At 68.3% G+C, this 17,751-nt stretch carries 15 protein-coding genes; 8 read left to right on the top strand and 7 right to left on the bottom strand.

The annotated features are described in order from the left end of the window. Positions 1–199: 199 nt before the first annotated feature. The 3 genes from KHC19_RS06725 to KHC19_RS06715 all read left to right on the top strand — a co-directional run bounded on the left by KHC19_RS06725 (position 200) and on the right by KHC19_RS06715 (position 2,900). Entirely contained in the window at positions 200–892 is a 693-nt protein-coding gene (locus KHC19_RS06725) for a DUF2161 domain-containing phosphodiesterase (protein WP_213351576.1), read from the top strand. A 148-nt stretch (positions 893–1,040) separates the two neighbouring features. Then, positions 1,041–1,697: a MarC family NAAT transporter gene (locus KHC19_RS06720; protein WP_213351575.1), complete on the top strand. Its 657-nt coding sequence runs from the start codon at positions 1,041–1,043 to the stop codon at positions 1,695–1,697. A gap of 234 nt (positions 1,698–1,931) precedes the next feature. Beyond that, positions 1,932–2,900: a Hint domain-containing protein gene (locus tag KHC19_RS06715; protein WP_213351574.1), complete on the top strand. Its 969-nt coding sequence runs from the start codon at positions 1,932–1,934 to the stop codon at positions 2,898–2,900. A 46-nt stretch (positions 2,901–2,946) separates the two neighbouring features. Here KHC19_RS06715 and KHC19_RS06710 read toward each other — a convergent pair whose 3' ends face one another. Next, complete coding sequence (locus KHC19_RS06710; RefSeq protein ID WP_213351573.1) at positions 2,947–3,675, bottom strand: ArsR/SmtB family transcription factor; 729 nt, start codon at positions 3,673–3,675, stop codon at positions 2,947–2,949. 127 nt (positions 3,676–3,802) lie between these two features. Here KHC19_RS06710 and KHC19_RS06705 point away from each other — a divergent pair, with 127 nt between their 5' ends. After that, positions 3,803–4,741 (top strand): DMT family transporter, encoded by a 939-nt coding sequence (locus KHC19_RS06705; RefSeq protein WP_213351572.1) that lies wholly within the window; start codon positions 3,803–3,805, stop codon positions 4,739–4,741. A gap of 4 nt (positions 4,742–4,745) precedes the next feature. Further along, positions 4,746–5,609 (top strand): oxygenase MpaB family protein, encoded by an 864-nt coding sequence (locus KHC19_RS06700; protein ID WP_213351571.1) that lies wholly within the window; start codon positions 4,746–4,748, stop codon positions 5,607–5,609. A 42-nt stretch (positions 5,610–5,651) separates the two neighbouring features. On the opposite strand, the gene KHC19_RS06695 is transcribed toward KHC19_RS06700, so the two are convergent. The 6 genes from KHC19_RS06695 to acnA all read right to left on the bottom strand — a co-directional run bounded on the left by KHC19_RS06695 (position 5,652) and on the right by acnA (position 13,467). After that, on the bottom strand, positions 5,652–7,178 hold the full coding sequence (locus KHC19_RS06695) for a tripartite tricarboxylate transporter permease (protein ID WP_213351570.1): 1,527 nt from the start codon (positions 7,176–7,178) through the stop codon (positions 5,652–5,654). 2 nt (positions 7,179–7,180) lie between these two features. Then, positions 7,181–7,681, bottom strand: a complete 501-nt coding sequence (locus KHC19_RS06690; RefSeq protein WP_213351569.1) for a tripartite tricarboxylate transporter TctB family protein — start codon at positions 7,679–7,681, stop codon at positions 7,181–7,183. A gap of 19 nt (positions 7,682–7,700) precedes the next feature. Then, positions 7,701–8,708 carry a Bug family tripartite tricarboxylate transporter substrate binding protein gene (locus KHC19_RS06685; RefSeq protein ID WP_213351568.1) on the bottom strand — a complete coding sequence of 336 codons (1,008 nt, stop codon included), beginning with the start codon at positions 8,706–8,708 and terminating at the stop codon, positions 7,701–7,703. Between the two features lie 145 nt (positions 8,709–8,853). Then, a complete protein-coding gene (locus KHC19_RS06680) occupies positions 8,854–9,561 on the bottom strand; it encodes a GntR family transcriptional regulator (RefSeq protein ID WP_213351567.1) in 708 nt (235 codons plus the stop codon). A 41-nt stretch (positions 9,562–9,602) separates the two neighbouring features. After that, positions 9,603–10,802, bottom strand: coding sequence for a 2-methylaconitate cis-trans isomerase PrpF family protein (locus tag KHC19_RS06675; RefSeq protein ID WP_213351566.1), 1,200 nt, complete (start codon positions 10,800–10,802; stop codon positions 9,603–9,605). Next, the gene (gene acnA / locus KHC19_RS06670) at positions 10,792–13,467 is read right to left on the bottom strand and encodes an aconitate hydratase AcnA (protein WP_213351565.1); all 2,676 of its coding nucleotides are present in this window, start codon (positions 13,465–13,467) and stop codon (positions 10,792–10,794) included. Before acnA ends, KHC19_RS06675 begins: the two co-directional genes overlap by 11 nt. Before the next feature lie 298 nt (positions 13,468–13,765). On the opposite strand from acnA, the gene KHC19_RS06665 reads away from it, so the two are divergent. The 3 genes from KHC19_RS06665 to KHC19_RS06655 all read left to right on the top strand — a co-directional run bounded on the left by KHC19_RS06665 (position 13,766) and on the right by KHC19_RS06655 (position 17,714). Beyond that, positions 13,766–14,953, top strand: a complete 1,188-nt coding sequence (locus tag KHC19_RS06665) for an amidohydrolase (protein ID WP_213351564.1) — start codon at positions 13,766–13,768, stop codon at positions 14,951–14,953. Positions 14,954–15,091: 138 nt separating this feature from the next. After that, the gene (locus KHC19_RS06660) at positions 15,092–16,111 is read left to right on the top strand and encodes a transglycosylase SLT domain-containing protein (protein WP_343207666.1); all 1,020 of its coding nucleotides are present in this window, start codon (positions 15,092–15,094) and stop codon (positions 16,109–16,111) included. 277 nt (positions 16,112–16,388) lie between these two features. Further along, the gene (locus KHC19_RS06655; RefSeq protein ID WP_213351563.1) at positions 16,389–17,714 is read left to right on the top strand and encodes an NAD(P)/FAD-dependent oxidoreductase; all 1,326 of its coding nucleotides are present in this window, start codon (positions 16,389–16,391) and stop codon (positions 17,712–17,714) included. Positions 17,715–17,751 lie beyond the last annotated feature (37 nt).

The following is a 17,751-nucleotide window of genomic DNA, read 5'->3' as shown; positions in this document are numbered from 1 at the left end:
AGGGCGGCAAAGATCGCGGCGCCGGCATCTGCCCGGTGGCAATCGCCGCGATTGTCCGGTATCGCGGGAACATGTGAGATCACACGGCGGCTCCGCTCGCGGCGATTGCCGGTGCCTCGCGACGACCTGGCGAAGACAGCCCTTTGCCGCGCTCCTCCGGGCACCGATCCCGGAGCGCGGCGATGGCGCGGAGTGCGATGTGGAAACCGCTCTTTATGAACCGGTCAAGCTCTTCCTCGAGGGGTTGGGCTATGCTGTGAAGGGGGAGATCGGGTCCTGCGACCTCGTCGGCATCCGGCCCGACGAGCCCGCCGTGGTGGTCATCGGCGAACTCAAGCTGACCTTCAATCTCGAGCTCATCCTCCAGGGCGTCGATCGCATGAGCATCGCCGACGAGATCTGGCTGGCCGCCCGGCTCTCGGCCACCGGCAAGGGGCGCGAGGGCGATCCCAGATATCGCAATCTCTGCCGGCGCCTCGGCTTCGGATTGCTGGGGGTCTCCTCTTCCGGCCGTGTCGACATCCTCGTCTCACCGACCGCGCCGGTGCCGCGGAAGGATCCGCGCCGGCGCTCGCGGGTGGTGGAGGAGCACAAGCGGCGGCAAGGCGATCCCGTGGCCGGCGGCGGCACGCGCAAGCCGATCATGACCGCGTATCGCCAGCAGGCGCTGGCCTGCGCCGCCGCGATGGCCGCGGCGCCGAAGCGGCCGCGCGATCTCAAGCCATCCTTTCCCGATGCCCAGAAGATCCTGCGCCGCAACGTCTATGGCTGGTTCGAGCGCTCCGAGCGCGGCGTCTACGCGTTGACCGAGGCCGGCCGCGCCGCCCTGGCCAGCTGGCTTCCGACGCCGGTGCCGATCGTCGATGCAGAGGGTGCCGACATCGCGGAATGATCATCGGCAGCGGGGGAGGGTGTCCTCGACGATTGCCGCCTGTGGCCGGGAACGGCGGGGGCGCAGCTGGGCGCCGAGCCGGCTGCATTCCTGAAACCTGCAGGCCACGCGGGTTTCACGCGAGGCGCGACGCTGTTAGTCATGGCGGATGGAACCGTATCTCACCGCGCTCAAATATATCCCGCTGGTGGCAATTGGCCTGCTGCCGATCATGAATCCCCTGAGCACCGTGCCGCTGTTTCTGGCGCTCACCAAGAGGATGTCGGCGCAACACAAGCGGCAACAGGCTCTGCGCGCCTCCCTCTATGCTTTCGCGATACTGGCGGCGTTCCTTTTCCTCGGTCACGGAATCATCGCGCTGTTCGGCATTTCCATGCCGGGAATCCGGGTGGCCGGCGGATTGATCATCCTCGTCCTGGCCTTCCGCATGCTGTTTTCGGGCGAAGGGGAGGCGGCGTCGGTGGATGCCGAGCCGGCGGAGATCAAGCAGGCGGAGATCGATTTCTCGTTCTCGCCGCTGGCCATGCCGAGCCTGGCGGGCCCGGGCTCCATCGCCGTGGTGATGAGCTATGGGTCGCAGGTGCCGGCCGATCACCGCCTGCTCGGCTATGTCGTGGTTCTCGTCGGCGTCTTCCTCTGCACCATGGTCGCGTTCGCGGCGCTCGTCGGGGCCAACTGGCTGGCGAGGTTTCTCGGGGAGCACGGCATTCAGGCGGTGACGAAGATCATGGGCTTCCTGCTGACCTGCGTCGCCGTGCAGTTCATCGCCTCCGGCATTCGGGAATTCGTGGTGTCGTTCTCCTAGGCGTCGAGGCGGATCGCACGGTAGCCCGCCGACCCCGCTTCCGTGCTGGGGCGACGGAATTTACGGAGCAGCCGGAAAATCACCGCAAGTCGACGGTCGACCTTTCTGCAATCCTTCGTCATGCCGGGATGATTTATTGGATGTCCCTTCGCAATCGACTTGGATCCATCCTGCATTACCGTTACGTTCTTCCGGCCGCAGCACGGGGATGGGCCCGAAACCGAGAGGACGACAATGGAACTCACCCTTCCATTCACCTACAGCGTCGATCAGGTAGACGGAACGACCTTCACCGTCACGGCCAATGCCATGGCCGATGCGCTCATAGCGATGGGTATAACTCTAGCCGTGGCCGAAACTATTGAAATTTACGCCGATTTTACAACGAATGACGACATTGTTGCCGTCGGGGACATTCTCGACGCGCCCACTCTCAGCGCAAGTTCTTCTCCCATCAGTCCGGCCATAGTTGCGGCTCTCACTCCCATTTATTCCGGCTCCTACGTCTATCTCGGCGAAGGGCCGGATCCGGGGAGCTATGTGATGCAGCAGGTGGGCGGCACGGGGGAAATATTCCTTTTCGGCGCGTCGTCGCTGAACATCGGCGACGATTTCTCCGTCCAGCCCACCGACATCCTGCTGTGCTTCCTTGCCGGCACCGGCATCGCCACCCCGGCCGGCACGGTAGCGGTGGAATGCCTGTCCATCGGCGAGCTGGTGTCCACCGCGGACGGGCGGGCGGTTCCGGTGAAATGGATCGGCCGCAAGAGCGCCGCGCCGCTGTTCCTGGCGGAGGAGCGCCGGCCGGTGCGGATCGGCGCCGGTGCGCTGGGCGCCGGCCTGCCGGTCCGCGACCTCGACGTGACCGGCGATCATGCGCTGCTGATCGATGGCCTGCTGGTGCAGGCTGGCGCGCTGGTCAACGGCACCACCATCCGGCGCCTATCACCCGACGAGCTCGGCGCGCGGTTCACGGTCTATCACATCGAGACGGAGCGGCATGATCTGGTGCTCGCCGAGGGCGTGCCGGCGGAGACCTTCGTCGACAATGTCAGCCGGCGGCGCTTCGACAATCACGCGGAATATGAAGCCCTCTACGGCGCCGGCAGCTGCGTGCCGGAGCGGGAGCTGCCCCGCGTGAAGTCGGCGCGGCAACTGCCGGCGCGCCTTCGCGAGCGGCTGGCGGGGCGCTCGGCGGCGTAGCGGAAGCCGCGCCACCCGGCCTCCGCCCCGGCGCCGGGCAGGTCGCTCATGGCCGATGTCCCGCGCCCGGCTCCCGCCAATCGGCGGGAAGTGCGAAGATCGTTGCGAAGCCTTGGTCGCCGAGGCGCGTCAGGCGCAGGGCCCGGCTGTCGGGCCGTCGCGCCACCCATCCCCGATCCAGCGCCCTGTCCAACAGCGCCGCGCCGAGCCGGCCGGCGATGTGCGGGCGCCGCTCGCTCCAGTCGAGGCAGGTGCGGCACAGGGGGCGCCGGGACGGCGCCGCCTCGGTGAGGTCGATGCCGAAGTCGCAGAAGAAGCCCTGCCCGCTCTCGGTGACGAGGCCGACGCCGTCCGCGAGGATGAGATGGCCTTGCCGCACCAGGCTGTCGGCGACCGCCAGCGCCAGTCGCCCCGCCATGTGATCGTAGCAGGTCCGTGCCAGCCGCAGCGCCTCGTCCTTCGGGCCGATGGGATGGTGCCGCTTCGGCCCTTCCGCCGCCACCGCCATCAGGGCGTGGATGGCCTGCGCGACCGCCGGGGAGGCGAGCCGATAATAGCGGTGCCGCCCCTGCTTCTCGACCGTGAGCAGCTGCGCCCCGGTCATTCTGGCGAGATGCCCGCTGGTGGTCTGCGCGGTCACGCCGGCATGGTGGGCCAGCTCGCCTGCCGTCAGCGCCTGGCCGCCCATCAGCGCGGCCAGCATGTTCGCCCGTGCCGCATCGCCGATCAGGCTTGCGACCTCCGCTATGGTGTTGCCCGATGCCATGTTCGTCATGGGGAAAGGGTAGCGGCCCGTCGCTCCGCCGTCAGCCGCGAATGCTTCGGTCCCGGCCGAAACGTCCCGCGCCGTCGAGCGGATAGAGAAGGCCCGGGCCATCATCGGAAGGCGGACGAGGCAGGACATGACCGACAAGACGAACATGGCGAGGGAAATGGCGCTGCTGCTGACGCTGTCGACGCTGTGGGGAGCGTCCTACACATTCATCAAGATCGGCGTGGAGACCATTCCTCCCGTCACGCTGATCGCCGCCCGAACGCTGATCGCGGGCGCGCTGCTGACGGCGGTGATTCATGGGCGCGGCCTGCGCCTGCCGCGCGACCGGGCGACATGGCGGCGCTTCCTGATCCAGGCTTGCCTCAACAGCGTCGTGCCCTTCACCCTGATCGCGTGGGCGGAGCAGACGACCGAAGCGGGCCTGGCGGCGATCCTCAATTCCACGACGCCGATCTTCACCTTCCTGCTGACCGGCCTCGTCACCCGGCACGAGCCGGTGACGGGGCGCAAGCTGTTCGGCGTGGCGGCGGGCCTCGCCGGAACCTGCCTCATCATCGGGGTCGAAGCGTTGAACGGGCTCGGGCATGCGCTGTGGGTGCAGCTCGCCGTCGTCGCCGCCACCGTCTGCTATGCCGGCGCGGCGATCTTCGGGAAGAGCTTCAAGGGCCTCGATCCGATGATGCCCGCGGCCGGCTCGCTCATATGCGGCGCGGCCCTGCTGCTGCCGGTGAGCCTGGCGGTCGATCGGCCCTGGACGCTGGCGCCCGCCGCCGGCTCGCTCCTGGCGCTGCTCGCCTTGTCGGTCTTCTCGACGGCGCTTGCCTTCGTGATCTATTTCCGGCTGGTACAGACGCTCGGCTCGGTGGGAACCACGGCGCAAGCCTATCTCAGGGTTCCCATCGGCGTGGGGATCGGCATCGTCTTCCTCGGCGAGACATTGGCCTCGACCGCGTGGATCGGTCTCGGCTGCGTCCTCGCCGGCGTGATCGCCATGACGCTGCCGGGCCGGAAGAGCGTTCGCGAGCCCCTCGACCCCGGCCGGGCGGGTGCGCAGGACTATTCGTGAGGGAATGGTGATCCATATTCGCGAGGCGATCGAGCGCAACATCCGGCGGGTGACCGGCGCGGGGGTGATCGATTTCGACCGGCCGCCGGGCGATCCCGGCCTGTTCGGCCCCGGTTCCGTAGCCTGGAAGGTTCACGCCGATTTCGTGCCGATGATCGTCGGCGGCGTTTCCGCCCTGATGACCCAGATGCTGCACCCCCTCGCCATAGCCGGCGTGTGGGACCATTCGAATTTCAGGGCCGATGTCATGGGGCGGCTGGCGCGGACCGCGCAATTCGTGGCCGGCACGACCTATGCCGCCCGGCCGACCGCCGAGACCCTCGTCGAGCGCGTGCGGCTGCGGCACATGAGCGTGGCAGGTGTCGATGCGGCGGGGAGGGGCTACCGCGCCAGCGATCCCGCCCTGCTGACCTGGATCCACGTCGCCGAGACGTCCGGCTTCCTGTCGGCCCATCGCGCCTTCGTCGATCCCGGAATGCCCGAGGCCGAGCAGGACCGCTATTTCCGCGAGATGGCGATCGTCGCGCGGATGCTGGGCGCGCCGGACGTGCCTGTCACCGCATCGGCGGTGGACGCCTATCTGCGGCAGATGACGCCGCAGCTGCGCTTCGACGCGCGCACGCGAGAGGTGCTGCGGGTGATCTCGTCCGCGCCGACCCCGTCGCCCGCATTGGGCCTGTTTCGCCGTTTCGTGATGGGCGCCGGCGTCGCGCTGATGCCGGATCCCCTGCGTGAGCTGATCCCCGGAAAGGAGCGCCCCGGCTCGTTCGGTGCCTTGACGCTGATGAGAGCGGCGACCCCGGTCGGTCGCTGGGCACTGCGCAACGGTGCCGCATCGAGGGCGCGACGGCGCGTGTCGGCGCACTAGCCGGCCGCCCGGGCGACGCGCCGGACCGGTCGGCCATGGGGATCAGGGCGCCGGCCGTGACACGGCGCGCCGCTCGCCGCCGGCGGGCCGCCGGGCGAGATGGCGCAGCAGCGGCGGCAGCAGCACGATGCACAAAGCGAGGCCGAGCAGCGTGGCGGAGATCGGCGTCGAGACGAGCGCGACCGGATCGCCCTGGCTGATGGCGAGCGCCCGGCGCAGCTGCTGCTCGGCCATCGGCCCGAGAATCAGCCCGATCAGCACCGGCGCCGCCGGGAAGTCGTAGAGCCGCATCGCATAGCCGAGCAGGCCCATCGCGAACATCAGGAGCAGGTCGAACCACGAGGTCGAAAGCCCCCAGACGCCGACCAGGGCGAAGATCACGATGCCGGCATAGAGCTGCGGGCGAGGGATCATCAGTAGCCGCACCCACATGCCGGCGAGCGGCAGGTTGAGCACGATCAGCATGAAATTGCCGATATAGAGCGAGGCGATCAGCCCCCACACCAGTTCGGCATTGTTCACGAACAGCAGCGGACCCGGCTGCAGCCCGTAGCCCTGGAAGGCACTGAGCAGGATGGCCGAGGTCGCCGAGGTCGGCAGGCCGAGGGTGAGTAGCGGCACCAATATGCCGGCCGCCGCCGCATTGTTCGCCGCCTCGGGGCCGGCAACACCCTCGATGGCGCCGGAGCCGAACTCCTCCGGGTGCTTCGAGAGGCGCTTCTCCACCGCATAGGACAGGAAGGTCGGAATCTCCGAGCCGCCGGCCGGCAGCACCCCGATGGGAAAGCCGAGCGCGGTGCCACGCAGCCACGGCTTCCAGGAGCGCTTCCAGTCCTCCCTGGTCATCCAGATGCCGCCGCTCAGCGGGTTGATGCCGCCATCGCGCTCCGGCCCGCGGCTGGCGACATAGATGATCTCGCCCACGGCGAAGAGCGACACCAGCACGATGGTGAAGGGAATGCCGTCGAGCAGGTCGAGGCTGCCGAAGGTCAGGCGCGATTGCCCGGTCTGGGCGTCGATGCCGATCACGCCGAGGCCGAGCCCGACCGCCACCGCGATGGCGCCGCGCAGCGGCGAATTGCCCAGCACCACCGAGATGGTGGTGAAGGACAACACCATCAGCGCGAAATAGTCCTCCGGCCCGAAGATGAAGGCGAGTTCGGAAACCGCCGGCGCCACGAAGGACAGCGCCAGCGTGCCGATGGTGCCGGCGACGAAGGAGCCGATGGCGGCGGTGGCCAGCGCGGCGGCACCGCGCCCGCGCCGGGCCATCTGGTTGCCCTCGAGCGCGGTCATCATCGACCCGCTCTCGCCCGGCGTGTTGAGCAGGATCGAGGTGGTCGAGCCGCCATACATCGCCCCGTAGAGGATGCCGGCGAACATGATGAAGGCGGAGGCCGGCTCCAGCGAGGTCGTCACCGGCATCAAGAGGGCGATGGTCAGCGCCGGCCCTATCCCCGGCAGCACGCCGATGGCGGTGCCGAGCAGGCTGCCGATGAAGGCCATTAGCAGGTTGACCGGCTGGAAGGCGACGCCGAAGCCGTGCAGCAGCAGGTCGAGGGTCGACATGGTCAGCGCTCCGTCAGCCACGGCAGGAACGGGCCGAGATTGACGCCGAGCCAGTTGAAGAAGAACCATGCCACCCCGCCCAGCACCGCGCCGGTCAGGATGTCGACAACTGGCCGTCGCGAGCCGAAGGCACGGGCGATGCCCGCGAACACCACAGCGGCGGTGAGCGGGAAGCCGGCGGCCTGCATCAGCACCAGCGGCGCCGCCAGCGAGGCGATGGCGAGGAGCAGCGGCCCGCGATGAGTTCTGTCCTCATCGTCCACCTCATCATACGCGTCGGCGCCCTCCGTCGAGGTGAAGGCGACGCCCCGCGCGACCTGCACGCCGAGCGCCGTCCCGAGCAGGATGAGGGCGATGCCGATGATTGTCACGAACAGGCCGGGCCCCACGCCCGAATGGGCGTCGGACTGTCCCAGCTGGGTCGCCCCGTAGAGCATGACGGCCCCGAAGCCGATCACTCCTGCGGGCACCCACCAGGGCCGCGGCGCTACGCGATCGTTCATCGCCCTGTCTCCCGCGTCGTCAGTTGACGAGGCCGGCTTCCTTCAGAAGCCCTTGCCAGTTCTTGTTTTCCGACGCGATGAAGGCCGAGAACGCCTCGCCGCCGAGATAGGCATTCTCCATGCCCTGCTTCTCCAGCGCCGCCGCCCATTCCGGCGACTTGGCCATGGTCTCGAACCGGCCGATCCATTCCTTGCGGGCCGCCTCGCTCATGCCGGGCGCCCCGACGACGCCGCGCCAGTTGCTCACGGAAACGTCGAGCCCGGCTTCCTTCAGCGTCGGGATATCCACACCCGGCAGGCGGTTGTCCGACGTCACCGCCACGAGGCGGATGCGCCCGGCCTTCGCCAGCGGATAGAGCTCGGACAGGCCGGAGACCGCCGCCTTGATCTTTCCGCCCACCAGTGCCGGCACGATCTCGCCGCCGCTAAAAGCGATGAAATTCAACTTGTTGGCGGGAATTCCCTGGGTCTTGGCGATCAGCGCCATGGTCAGGTGATCGACGGTGCCGACGCCCGACCCGCCGACCGCGAACGCGCCGGGATCCTTCTTGAGCTCGGCTACGAGATCGGCGGAGGTCTTGATCGGCGAATCCGCAGGCACCGCGACGGCGTTGTATTCGCGTGTCAGCCGCGCCAGCGGCGCCACGTCGTCCATGGTGATGGCCGAGCGGTTGGTCAGGATGCTCGAGAGCATGATCACGCCCATGAACATCAGGCCGTTGTCGTTGCCCTTGTTGTTGCGCACGAAATCGGTGAGCCCGATGATGCCCACGCCGCCGCCCTTGTTGACGAACTGGATGCCGCCGGTGACCAGCTTCTCCTTCTGCAGGGTCTGCATCGTCATGCGCGCCGTGTTGTCCCAGCCCCCGCCGGGAGCGGCAGGAATGGTCACGGTGACCTGCTGCGCCTGCGCCATGCCCGCGCAGCCGACCGCCGCGACGAGGACGGCTCCTCCGATGCCGCGCCGTATGGCGCGTCCGAACGAAGCGAAAGGCGCCGGCGCCTTCCAGCGCGTGGAACGGGTCATGACACTCTCCTGATGAACGTTTCCAGAGGGTGCGAGCTCTTGCTGCGGCTCGCATTATTGTCGACATTTTTAGCCATATTAGGCCAATGTCAAGTTATTCTAAGTTTGTTGTGCCGATTATGTCGACAAAACTGACGCAACAAACCTAGTTCGTGCCGCGTCGCCGACGACGGCCGCCTTCGCTGCCGGGATCCTGCACGCTCGCCACCATCATCTGCCGGGAGGCCTGGATGTGCCGGCGCATCGCCAGTTCCGCCATGTCGGGATCACGGTCGGCCAGCGCGTCCACGATCCGGCCATGCTCGACGAAGGCGCGATAGGCGCGCTCGGGCACCTGGCGCAGGTGCTTGCGGCACAGCCCGATCAGCGTCGCATAGTCCTCGCAGAGGAACTTGATCAGGAATTCGTTGCGGCTGCACTGGGCGATGAAGGTATGGAAGTCGCTGTCCAGCTCGCGGGTCAGGAAGGTGGAAAAGCCGATTTCCTCGGAACGAGCCTTCTGCCGCGCCAGGCTTTCCCGCAATTGCGCCACCTCGGCATCGGTGATCAGCTTGGCCGCCTCGCGGGCGATCATGCCTTCCACCGCCTCGCGCACGACGAAGATCTGCTCCACCTTTGCCGGCGACAGCACCACCACCCGCGCCCCGAGGCGCGGCGCCCGGGTGAGCACGCTGCGCTCCTCCAGGCGGCGGATCGCCTCGCGCAGCGGCGCGCGGCTGATGCCGAAGCGCCGTGCCAGTTCCGGCTCGCTGACCTTGGCGCCGGGCTTCAGCTCGCCGTCGAGTATGACCTGGGTGAGGCGGGCCAGGGCGCTGTCCGCAACCGTCGTGGAATCATCGAGTTCGTCCAGCATGGCATCCTTCCTCGCATGGTGCGGCGGAGCCTGCCGGGGGCTCAGTTCCCTGTCGATACATTTTCCAGGGCCTCCAGCAGCTTGCGCGGCACCAGCACGCTGCCCTGCATCAGCCGGCGGGCGGTCCGGTAGACGACCGCCTCCTCGGCATGCGGCGCGCCGTCCTCACGCAGCCGTGCGGCGACCGGCAGCAGGCCGGACGGATGCGCGACGATCAGGTCCGCGTCGGGATCGGAGGGCAGGCGTGCCAGTTCGGCGGCGATGGTGCCCGGCAGTCGCATGGCGATGGCGAGGCACATGGCTCCCGTCAGTGGCGACGCCTTGTGCGGCTGGCCGGCCGAGATCATGCGCGCCAGAATGTGGAAGGACGACGCGGACAGCACCTTCCCGCTGAGCGTCGGCGTATCGACCGGCGCGGCGAGGATACCAACCTGCGGCAGGTTGCGGATGCGCGTGCGGGCCTCGGCCTCGGTCGCCGCGATGCCCATGGCCACGGCGGCGGCGGCACGGATGGCTTCCAGCCGGGCGAGAAGCCCGGGCCGTGCCTCTATCTCGTCCGGCAGCTCCGTGCCCGTCATGTCGAGCGAGCGGGCGTCCACGAACACCACCGGGTTGGCGGCATCGACCATGGACACGCTCAATGTCCCGAGGCCCTCGACGAGGAGATCGTCCCGCACCCGTCCGGTCGGCAGCAGCCGGCCGGTCGCGGCGCCACCGGGTTCCAGGAAGGAGAGACGAATGGGCGCGCCCCTGCCGGCGACGCCCTGCAGCTCGAAATCGCCATCCACCGCGGCCTGGCCGCCGCTCACCGGAAAGCGCGAGACGATGATCTTGCCGGTATTGGTGTTGTGGATCCGAACGGTCGCGCTGTCGCCGTCGGCCGCAACCAGCCCTTCGTCGAGCGCGAAAGGCCCGATCGCGGAGGAGATGTTGCCGCAATTGCCCTTGTATTGCACCAGCGGGGCGTCGATGGCGACCTGCCCGAACGTGTAGTCGACATCCGCGTCCGGCCGGCTCGACGGGCCGACGATGGCGATCTTGGAGAGCGAGGAGATCGCGCCGCCCAGCCCGTCCAGCTGGCGCCGGTTCGGATCCGGGCTGCCGAGCGCGGCGAGGAAGATCGCGTCGCGGGCCGCCGGATCCGCGGGAAGGTCCGCCGCGTGGAAGATGATCGCCCGGCTGGTGCCCCCGCGCATATAGACGGCAGGCACGGCGATCTGGGGCGTCGGCTCACGCGACATCGGCTTTCCCTTCCTGTGCGCCGTCCTCCAGCAGGCGGCGGAAAACGAAAGGCAGGATGCCTCCGGCGCGCCAGACCTTGAGTTCGTTGGCGGTATCGAGCCGCCCGCGCATCTCGACCGACAACACCGTGCCGTCGGCGCGGGTGATGCGAGCCGTCAATGTCTCGCCGGGCTTCGTCCAGCCCTCGAACCCGTGGAGATCGATGCGCTCGGAGCCGTCGAGACCGAGCGTGGCGCGGGTCACGCCTTCCGGGAACTGGAGAGGCAGAACGCCCATGGCGATGAGGTTCGAGCGGTGGATGCGTTCGAAGCTCTCCGCCATCACCGCCCGCACGCCCAGCAAGCGCGTGCCCTTCGCCGCCCAGTCGCGCGAGGAGCCGCAGCCATATTCACGGCCGGCGATGATCACCAGCGGCACGCCTTCCTCGGCGTAGCGGGTGGCGGCGTCGAAGACGGGAAGAATCTCGCCGGTCGGAACGTGCCGGGTAAAGCCTCCCTCCACGCCGGGCACGATCTCGTTGCGCAGGCGGATATTGGCGAAGGTGCCGCGCACCATCACCTCATGGTTGGCGCGGCGTGAGCCATAGGCGTTGAAGTCGCGCTGCGCCACCTGATGGCTGGACAGCAGCTGCCCCGCCGGCGAGGACGCCGCGATGTCGCCGACCGGCGAGATGTGGTCGGTGGTGATGCTGTCGCCCAGCAGCAGCAACGGCCGGGCGCCTTCGATCACCGACACCGCATCCGTCCGGTCGGTATGGTCGTCGAAATAGGGCGGGCGGCGGATATAGGTGCTGGCCGGCTGCCAGGGGAAGAGCTGGCCGCGCGAGGCTTCCAGCGCATTCCAGACCGCATCCCCGGCGAAGAGGTCGGCATAGTATTTGCGGAACAGCTCCGGCGTTACCGCCTGCGACAGGACGCCGAGGATCTCCTGCGAACTGGGCCAGATGTCCTTCAGGAACACCGGCTGCCCGTCCGTGCCGGTGCCGATGGGGTCGTGCGTGAGATCGATATCGACCGTGCCGGCAAGCGCATAGGCGATGACCAGCGGCGGCGACATCAGGTAGTTCGCCTTGGCGAGAGGGTGGATGCGCGCCTCGAAGTTGCGGTTGCCTGACAGCACCGCGACCGCCACCGCCTGCCGGGCGAGGATCTCCTCTTCGATCTTCGGATCGAGTTGGCCGGAATTGCCGCCGCAGGTCGCGCAGCCATAGCCGGCGACATGAAAGCCGAGGCGGTCGAGATCCGCCTGGAGCCCGGTGGCCTCCAGATAGCCGCTGACGACGCGCGAGCCCGGCGTCAGCGAGGTCTTGACCCATGGCTTGGAGGTGAGGCCGTGCTGCACCGCCTTGCGCGCCAGCAGTCCCGCCCCGATCATCACCGCCGGATTGGAGGTGTTGGTGCAGCTGGTGATCGCCGCGAGCACGACCGAGCCATTGTCGATTCCTTCACGAACGCCCGCGGGTTCGGACTTCATCTGCAAGCGGAAATTCTCCGCCACCTGCGGCAGCGCCACCCGGTCCTGCGGGCGCCGCGGGCCCGCCACGCTCGGCTCCACCGTGCCGAGGTCGAACTCGACCACGTGGCTGTATTCGGGCTCGGGCGCCTCGTCGTCGCGCCAGAGCTGCTGCTGCCTCGCATAGGCTTCGACCAGTTGCACCTGCTCGGGCGAGCGGCCGGTCAGCTTAAGATAGTCGATCGTCGCGCGGTCGATGGGGAAGAAGCCGCAGGTCGAGCCGAACTCCGGCGACATGTTGGCGAGGGTCGCGCGGTCGGCGACGCTGAGCCGGCCGGCGGAGGGCCCGTAGAATTCGACGAAGGCATCGACCACGCCGACCGCGCGCAGGCGCTGCGTCAAGGTGAGCACGATGTCGGTCGCCGTCACGCCCTCGCGCACCATGCCGGTCAGCCGCACGCCGACGATGCGCCCGAGCGGCACCACCAGCGGCAGGCCGAGCATGGCGGCCTCGGCCTCGATGCCGCCGACGCCCCAGCCCAGCACGCCGATGCCGTTGACCATCGTGCTGTGACTGTCGGTGCCGACCATCGTGTCGGGATAGGCCAGCACCGTGCCGTCGGCCTGCTGCTGCGTCCGCACCAGCGTGGCGATGTGCTCGATGTTTACCTGGTGCAGGATTCCCTTGCCGGGCGGAACGACGCGGATGCCCTGGAAGGCGGACTGCGCCCATTTCGCGAGCTGGTAGCGCTCGGCGTTGCGACGAAACTCGTGAACGAGATTGAGGCTCATCGCACCGGCATGGCCCGCCTCGTCGACGATCAGCGAATGGTCGATGACGAGGTCCACGGGGATCTGCGGATTGACGTCGCCGGCCTCCCGGCCCCGGGCCACCATGGCGTCGCGCATCGCGGCGAGATCCACGAGGGTCGGAATGCCCGTATAGTCCTGCATCAGCACGCGCGCCGGGTGGAAGGGCACGGGGATGATCTCGTCGGCCGCCGGCGACCAGGCGATCAGGCGGCGAACATCCTCCTCGCCAATGTCGTTGACGCCGACATTCCGCAGCACGTTCTCCAGCAGCACCCTCAGGCAATAGGGGCGTGTCGCCAGAGTGAAGCCGTGCTTTTCCTCGAGCGCGGAAAGCGCATGACAGGCGAACGCTTGGCCATGCGCGTTGAACGTTCGCAGGGCATCCCGATCCGATGTCATGTCCGCCTCTCCCATATGTTCCGTCCTACATACGGCACGCAGATTTTTTGTCGACACTTTTTGCAATTAAGAACGAGAAAATTGATTATATGATAGTTTTTGTCGACATAATTGGTTGAGAGAGGCACCCGGCCAACGGCTCGCTCAAGCCGCTGCCCGCCGCGGCGAGGCGACGTTCTGTTCTTCTGGCGATCGAGACGGGTTTCGGCGGAACACCCGCCTATGCCAGAATTCCGCCGCCCGCATTCGCTGCCGCGGCACTCCGGCGCCCTCGCGCCGGGAGAGGGGAGTTTCCGCATTGACGCTGACCAATCGCGATCTGGTTGAACTCACCGCGTGGCGACGGAAGCTGCACCAGCGGCCGGAAATCTCGAACGAGGAAGCGGAGACCGCGAGGGAAGTGGTGGCGTTCCTTCGGGACACGAATCCCGACCGGGTGCTTACCGGGATGGGCGGTCACGGCGTCGCCATGGTCTATGACAGCGGCCGGCCGGGCCCGACCCTGCTGTTCCGTTCGGAACTGGATGCGCTGCCGATTCACGAACTGTCCGGCGTTCCGCACGCCTCGCTCGTGCCGGGCAAGTCTCATATGTGCGGGCATGACGGCCACACGACCATCCTGGCCGCCCTCGGCCGACTGTTCGGGCGGGCTCGACCCGCGCGCGGCCGCGTCGTCCTGATGTTTCAGCCGGCCGAGGAAAGTGGAGACGGCGCGGCTGGAGTGGTGGGCGACCCGCGCTTTTCCGAGATTGCGCCGGAATTCGCCTTCTCGCTTCACAACCTTCCGGGCGTGCCGCTCGGCGAGGTGAGGCTGAAGGCCGGGACCGTGAACTGCGCCTCGCGGGGGATGCGCATAAGGCTGGGCGGCAAGACCGCCCATTCCTCCATGCCCGAGACCGGTATTTCACCCATGCAGGCGGTCAGCCGGCTGATGCCGGAACTCCCAAGGCTGGGCCAGTTCACTTTCGCCGACGACGGCTTCCGCATGGTGACGGTCACGCACGCCTCCATGGGCGAGGCGGTGTTCGGCGTCGCCCCCGGACATGCCGAGATATGGGCCTGCCTGCGGACCAGGCTCGACGACAACATGTCCGACCTGCGCGCGGCCGCCGAGGCTCTTGTGACCAGGATCGCGGGTGATCATGGTCTCATGCACGAGATCACCTATCACGAGATCTTCGTTGCCAGCGTGAACGCGCCCGAGGCGGTCGAGCCTCTCCGGCTGGCTCTCGATCAAGAGGGTGTCCGGCACAGCGAGGAAGACCTCCCGATGCGGGCTTCGGAGGATTTCGGCCTGTTCGGGCGCGGCGCGAAATCCGCCATGTTCTTTCTCGGCGCCGGCGAGGCGCACCCATCGCTGCACAACCCGGACTATGATTTCCCGGACGACCTGATCCCTATCGGCGCGCGGGTGTTTGCCCGTGTCGCCGCCAATCTGCTGGGCGACGAGCGGGCCAATGGCCACACCGTTCGCGGCGAGTCCTAGCTGCTTCCAGGCCGCTTCCCGGCCGACCGCCGGTGCGGGTGAGGGCAGCGTTTCGACCCTCGGCGAATTGTGCTAGACAGCGGCGTGGAATGGCGAGCAACACAGCGATGGACGGGTGGAAGGCCTCTTGCGGCCGCGGTGTTCGCGCAGGCGGCTGCGGTCGTCTGTAGCCCGTTTCTCGCGGCACCGTCGGTATGGGCCGCGGATGCGCCGAAGCCGGTTGCGCCGGTTCCGGCCGCTTTGGCGGAACCGTTATCCGCATATGTGCCGCAACTGGTCTCGCCCTTCCTCGATGGCGCCATGCCGGTCGTCTTGCTGGCACCGGTCGTTCGGGATTCCTCGGGTCTGGTCGCTTCGTCCTACGCCGGATGGCTGACCGACCCGCCGCATGGGGCGTTGCCTGCCGGAAGGTTCGTGGTCCGGGCGCAGGCCGTCTCCGAGGTCGGGGTCTTCCAGCGGGAGATCGCGGTACCGCCGCCGGCTCATCCATCGGGCGAGGCGGCTCTTTCCGCCGCGATCCCTTCGCCCATCCCCCTGCCGCCCAAGCGCCTCGCCGAAAGGCCCGTAGTCGTCATGGCGTCACTGGTGCCGCTGCCGCCCAAGCGGCTCGCCGCGCCGCTGCCGCGCACCGCGCTGGCCATGGCCCCGCCCGAAGAGGCCATGCCGGAGGAGCCGCCGCTGTCGGGCGACGCCGCCGGCGGCGAGGACGTCAACGCTCCGGCGGAGGACGCCGCCGCGCCCATCGACGACGCGCCTGAGCCTGTCACGGGCCGTCTCTCGTCCGAACGCGCGCCCCCGCGCATCGAGGCGTTGATCGTGCGCTACGCCGAGCGCTTCGATGTTCCCGCGCGGCTGGTACGCCGCGTGGCTTGGCGGGAGAGCAAATTCGACCCGAGCCGGCGCCACGGCCCCTATTGGGGATTGATGCAGATCCGCGTCGACACCGCCCGTGCCCTCGGCTTCCGTGGCGCGCCGAAGGACCTTCTCGACGCCGACACCAACATGGCCTACGCGGCCGCCTATCTCGCCAACGCCTATCGGGTCGCGGGCCGCGACGAGACGCGGGCGGTGATGCTCTATGCCCGGGGCTATTACTACGAGGCCAAGCGCAAGGGCATGCTCGGTTCGCTGATCCGCACCGCAGCGGCCGAGGAATGATCCGCCGCGGATGATTCCGCGCCGATGCGCCGACCATCACACCGCATGTGGGAGCGCGCTAATAGCGCAGGTCGAGCCGGGCACGGCCGTCGGCAAATGAGCGACGTCACCGCTCGAAATGGGTAGAATGTGCCTCGAGTTGCATGGCACTCCCCTGAAGCGCCGCGCATGCACGGCGGCGCAATCCTGATTGGGGAACAAGCAATCCGGCGCGGAGAAGAAACAGCCGATCCGAGATCGGTCGACAACCGCTCGGTCCCCGATAGCAGAGGCAGACATGGCAGGATCGGAGCATCCCAGGATCGTAATCGCCGGCGCCGGCTTCGGCGGGCTGCAGGTGGCGCGTGGGCTCGCCGGGGCGCCGGTCGACGTCACCCTGGTCGACAGGCACAATTACCATTGCTTCCAGCCGTTGCTGTATCAGGTGGCGACGGCGGTGCTGTCGCCGGCGGACATCGCCTGGCCGGTGCGGCACATCTTGTCCCGGCAGGACAACATCACCATGCTGATGGCGCAGGTGGAGGGCGTGGACCGCGCGGCGCGCCTCCTGCTCACCGACCGCGGCACCATCCCCTATGATTTCCTGGTGCTGGCGACCGGGGCCACCCATTCCTATTTCGGCCATGACGATTGGGCCCCTTACGCCCCGGGGCTGAAGGACATCGAGGACGCGACGAATTTGCGCCGCTCCATTCTCGTCGCCTTCGAGCGGGCGGAGGCGACGGACGACGAGGAGATACGCCGCCGGCTGCTCACCTTCGTGATCATCGGCGGCGGCCCGACCGGCGTAGAGCTTGCCGGCGCCATCGCCGAGGTGGCGCGCCATTCGCTCGCGCCCGACTTCAAGAATGTCGACCCGCGCACGGCGCGCATCCTGCTCATCGAGGCCGGCGAACGGCTGCTGCCGGCCTTTCCGCCCGAGCTCTCCACCTATACCCACCAGCGGCTCGAGGCGATGGGCGTCGAGGTGCTGACCGGCCGGGCGGTGGTGGATTGCGGCGCCGATCACGTCACGCTCGCGGGCGGGGAGCGCATCGATGCCTCGACCAAGATCTGGGCGGCGGGCGTGCGCGCCTCGGCGGCGGCGCAATGGCTCGGCGTGGAGATGGACCGCGCCGGGCGCTGCCGGGTCGGCCCGGATCTCGCCGTGCCGGGAGCGCCGGAGATCTTCGTGATCGGCGATACCTCGGCGCCGCCGCCGGAACTCGGACCCATCCCCGGCATCGCCCCGGCGGCCAAGCAGATGGGCGATCATGTGGCATCGGTCATCGCGGCGCGTGTCGCCGGGCGACCGGCGCCGGGCCCGTTCCGCTATCGCCATGCCGGCGATCTCGCCACCATCGGCCGCAACGCCGCGGTGGTGAAGCTGGGCCGGCTGCAGCTGACCGGCTTCCTCGGCTGGGTGTTCTGGGGCCTCGTCCACGTCTATTTTCTTGTCGGGGCCCGCAACCGCTTCGCGGTGGCGATGAACTGGCTGTGGAACTACGTGACGCGCCAGCGGGCGGCACGATTGATCACCGGCGACCTGTCGGGAAGGAGCCCGGCCGGAAGGGGGGAGACGGGTGCCACACCGACGCCGACCTCGCCCCCGTCCGGCAGCTGAGATCCGACGCCGGGCCATTCCGGCGGGCCAGAGGTCA

Source organism: Ancylobacter oerskovii, from assembly GCF_018390555.1.
Lineage (GTDB): Bacteria > Pseudomonadota > Alphaproteobacteria > Rhizobiales > Xanthobacteraceae > Ancylobacter > Ancylobacter oerskovii.
The sequence above is the reverse complement of the archived record's forward strand: the minus strand, read 5'-3'. Positions and strand labels throughout refer to the sequence as shown.

What these genes read in the sequence shown, in the direction of transcription:
- KHC19_RS06685 (WP_213351568.1), bottom strand. Translation starts at nt 8,708, where the DNA reads ATGACCCGTTCCACGCGCTGGAAGGCGCCGGCGCCTTTCGCTTCGTTC.
- KHC19_RS06720 (WP_213351575.1), top strand. Translation starts at nt 1,041, where the DNA reads ATGGAACCGTATCTCACCGCGCTCAAATATATCCCGCTGGTGGCAATT.
- KHC19_RS06700 (WP_213351571.1), top strand. Translation starts at nt 4,746, where the DNA reads ATGGTGATCCATATTCGCGAGGCGATCGAGCGCAACATCCGGCGGGTG.
- KHC19_RS06695 (WP_213351570.1), bottom strand. Translation starts at nt 7,178, where the DNA reads ATGTCGACCCTCGACCTGCTGCTGCACGGCTTCGGCGTCGCCTTCCAG.
- acnA (WP_213351565.1), bottom strand. Translation starts at nt 13,467, where the DNA reads ATGACATCGGATCGGGATGCCCTGCGAACGTTCAACGCGCATGGCCAA.
- KHC19_RS06655 (WP_213351563.1), top strand. Translation starts at nt 16,389, where the DNA reads ATGGCAGGATCGGAGCATCCCAGGATCGTAATCGCCGGCGCCGGCTTC.
- KHC19_RS06675 (WP_213351566.1), bottom strand. Translation starts at nt 10,802, where the DNA reads ATGTCGCGTGAGCCGACGCCCCAGATCGCCGTGCCTGCCGTCTATATG.
- KHC19_RS06690 (WP_213351569.1), bottom strand. Translation starts at nt 7,681, where the DNA reads ATGAACGATCGCGTAGCGCCGCGGCCCTGGTGGGTGCCCGCAGGAGTG.
- KHC19_RS06710 (WP_213351573.1), bottom strand. Translation starts at nt 3,675, where the DNA reads ATGACGAACATGGCATCGGGCAACACCATAGCGGAGGTCGCAAGCCTG.
- KHC19_RS06705 (WP_213351572.1), top strand. Translation starts at nt 3,803, where the DNA reads ATGACCGACAAGACGAACATGGCGAGGGAAATGGCGCTGCTGCTGACG.
- KHC19_RS06680 (WP_213351567.1), bottom strand. Translation starts at nt 9,561, where the DNA reads ATGCTGGACGAACTCGATGATTCCACGACGGTTGCGGACAGCGCCCTG.
- KHC19_RS06715 (WP_213351574.1), top strand. Translation starts at nt 1,932, where the DNA reads ATGGAACTCACCCTTCCATTCACCTACAGCGTCGATCAGGTAGACGGA.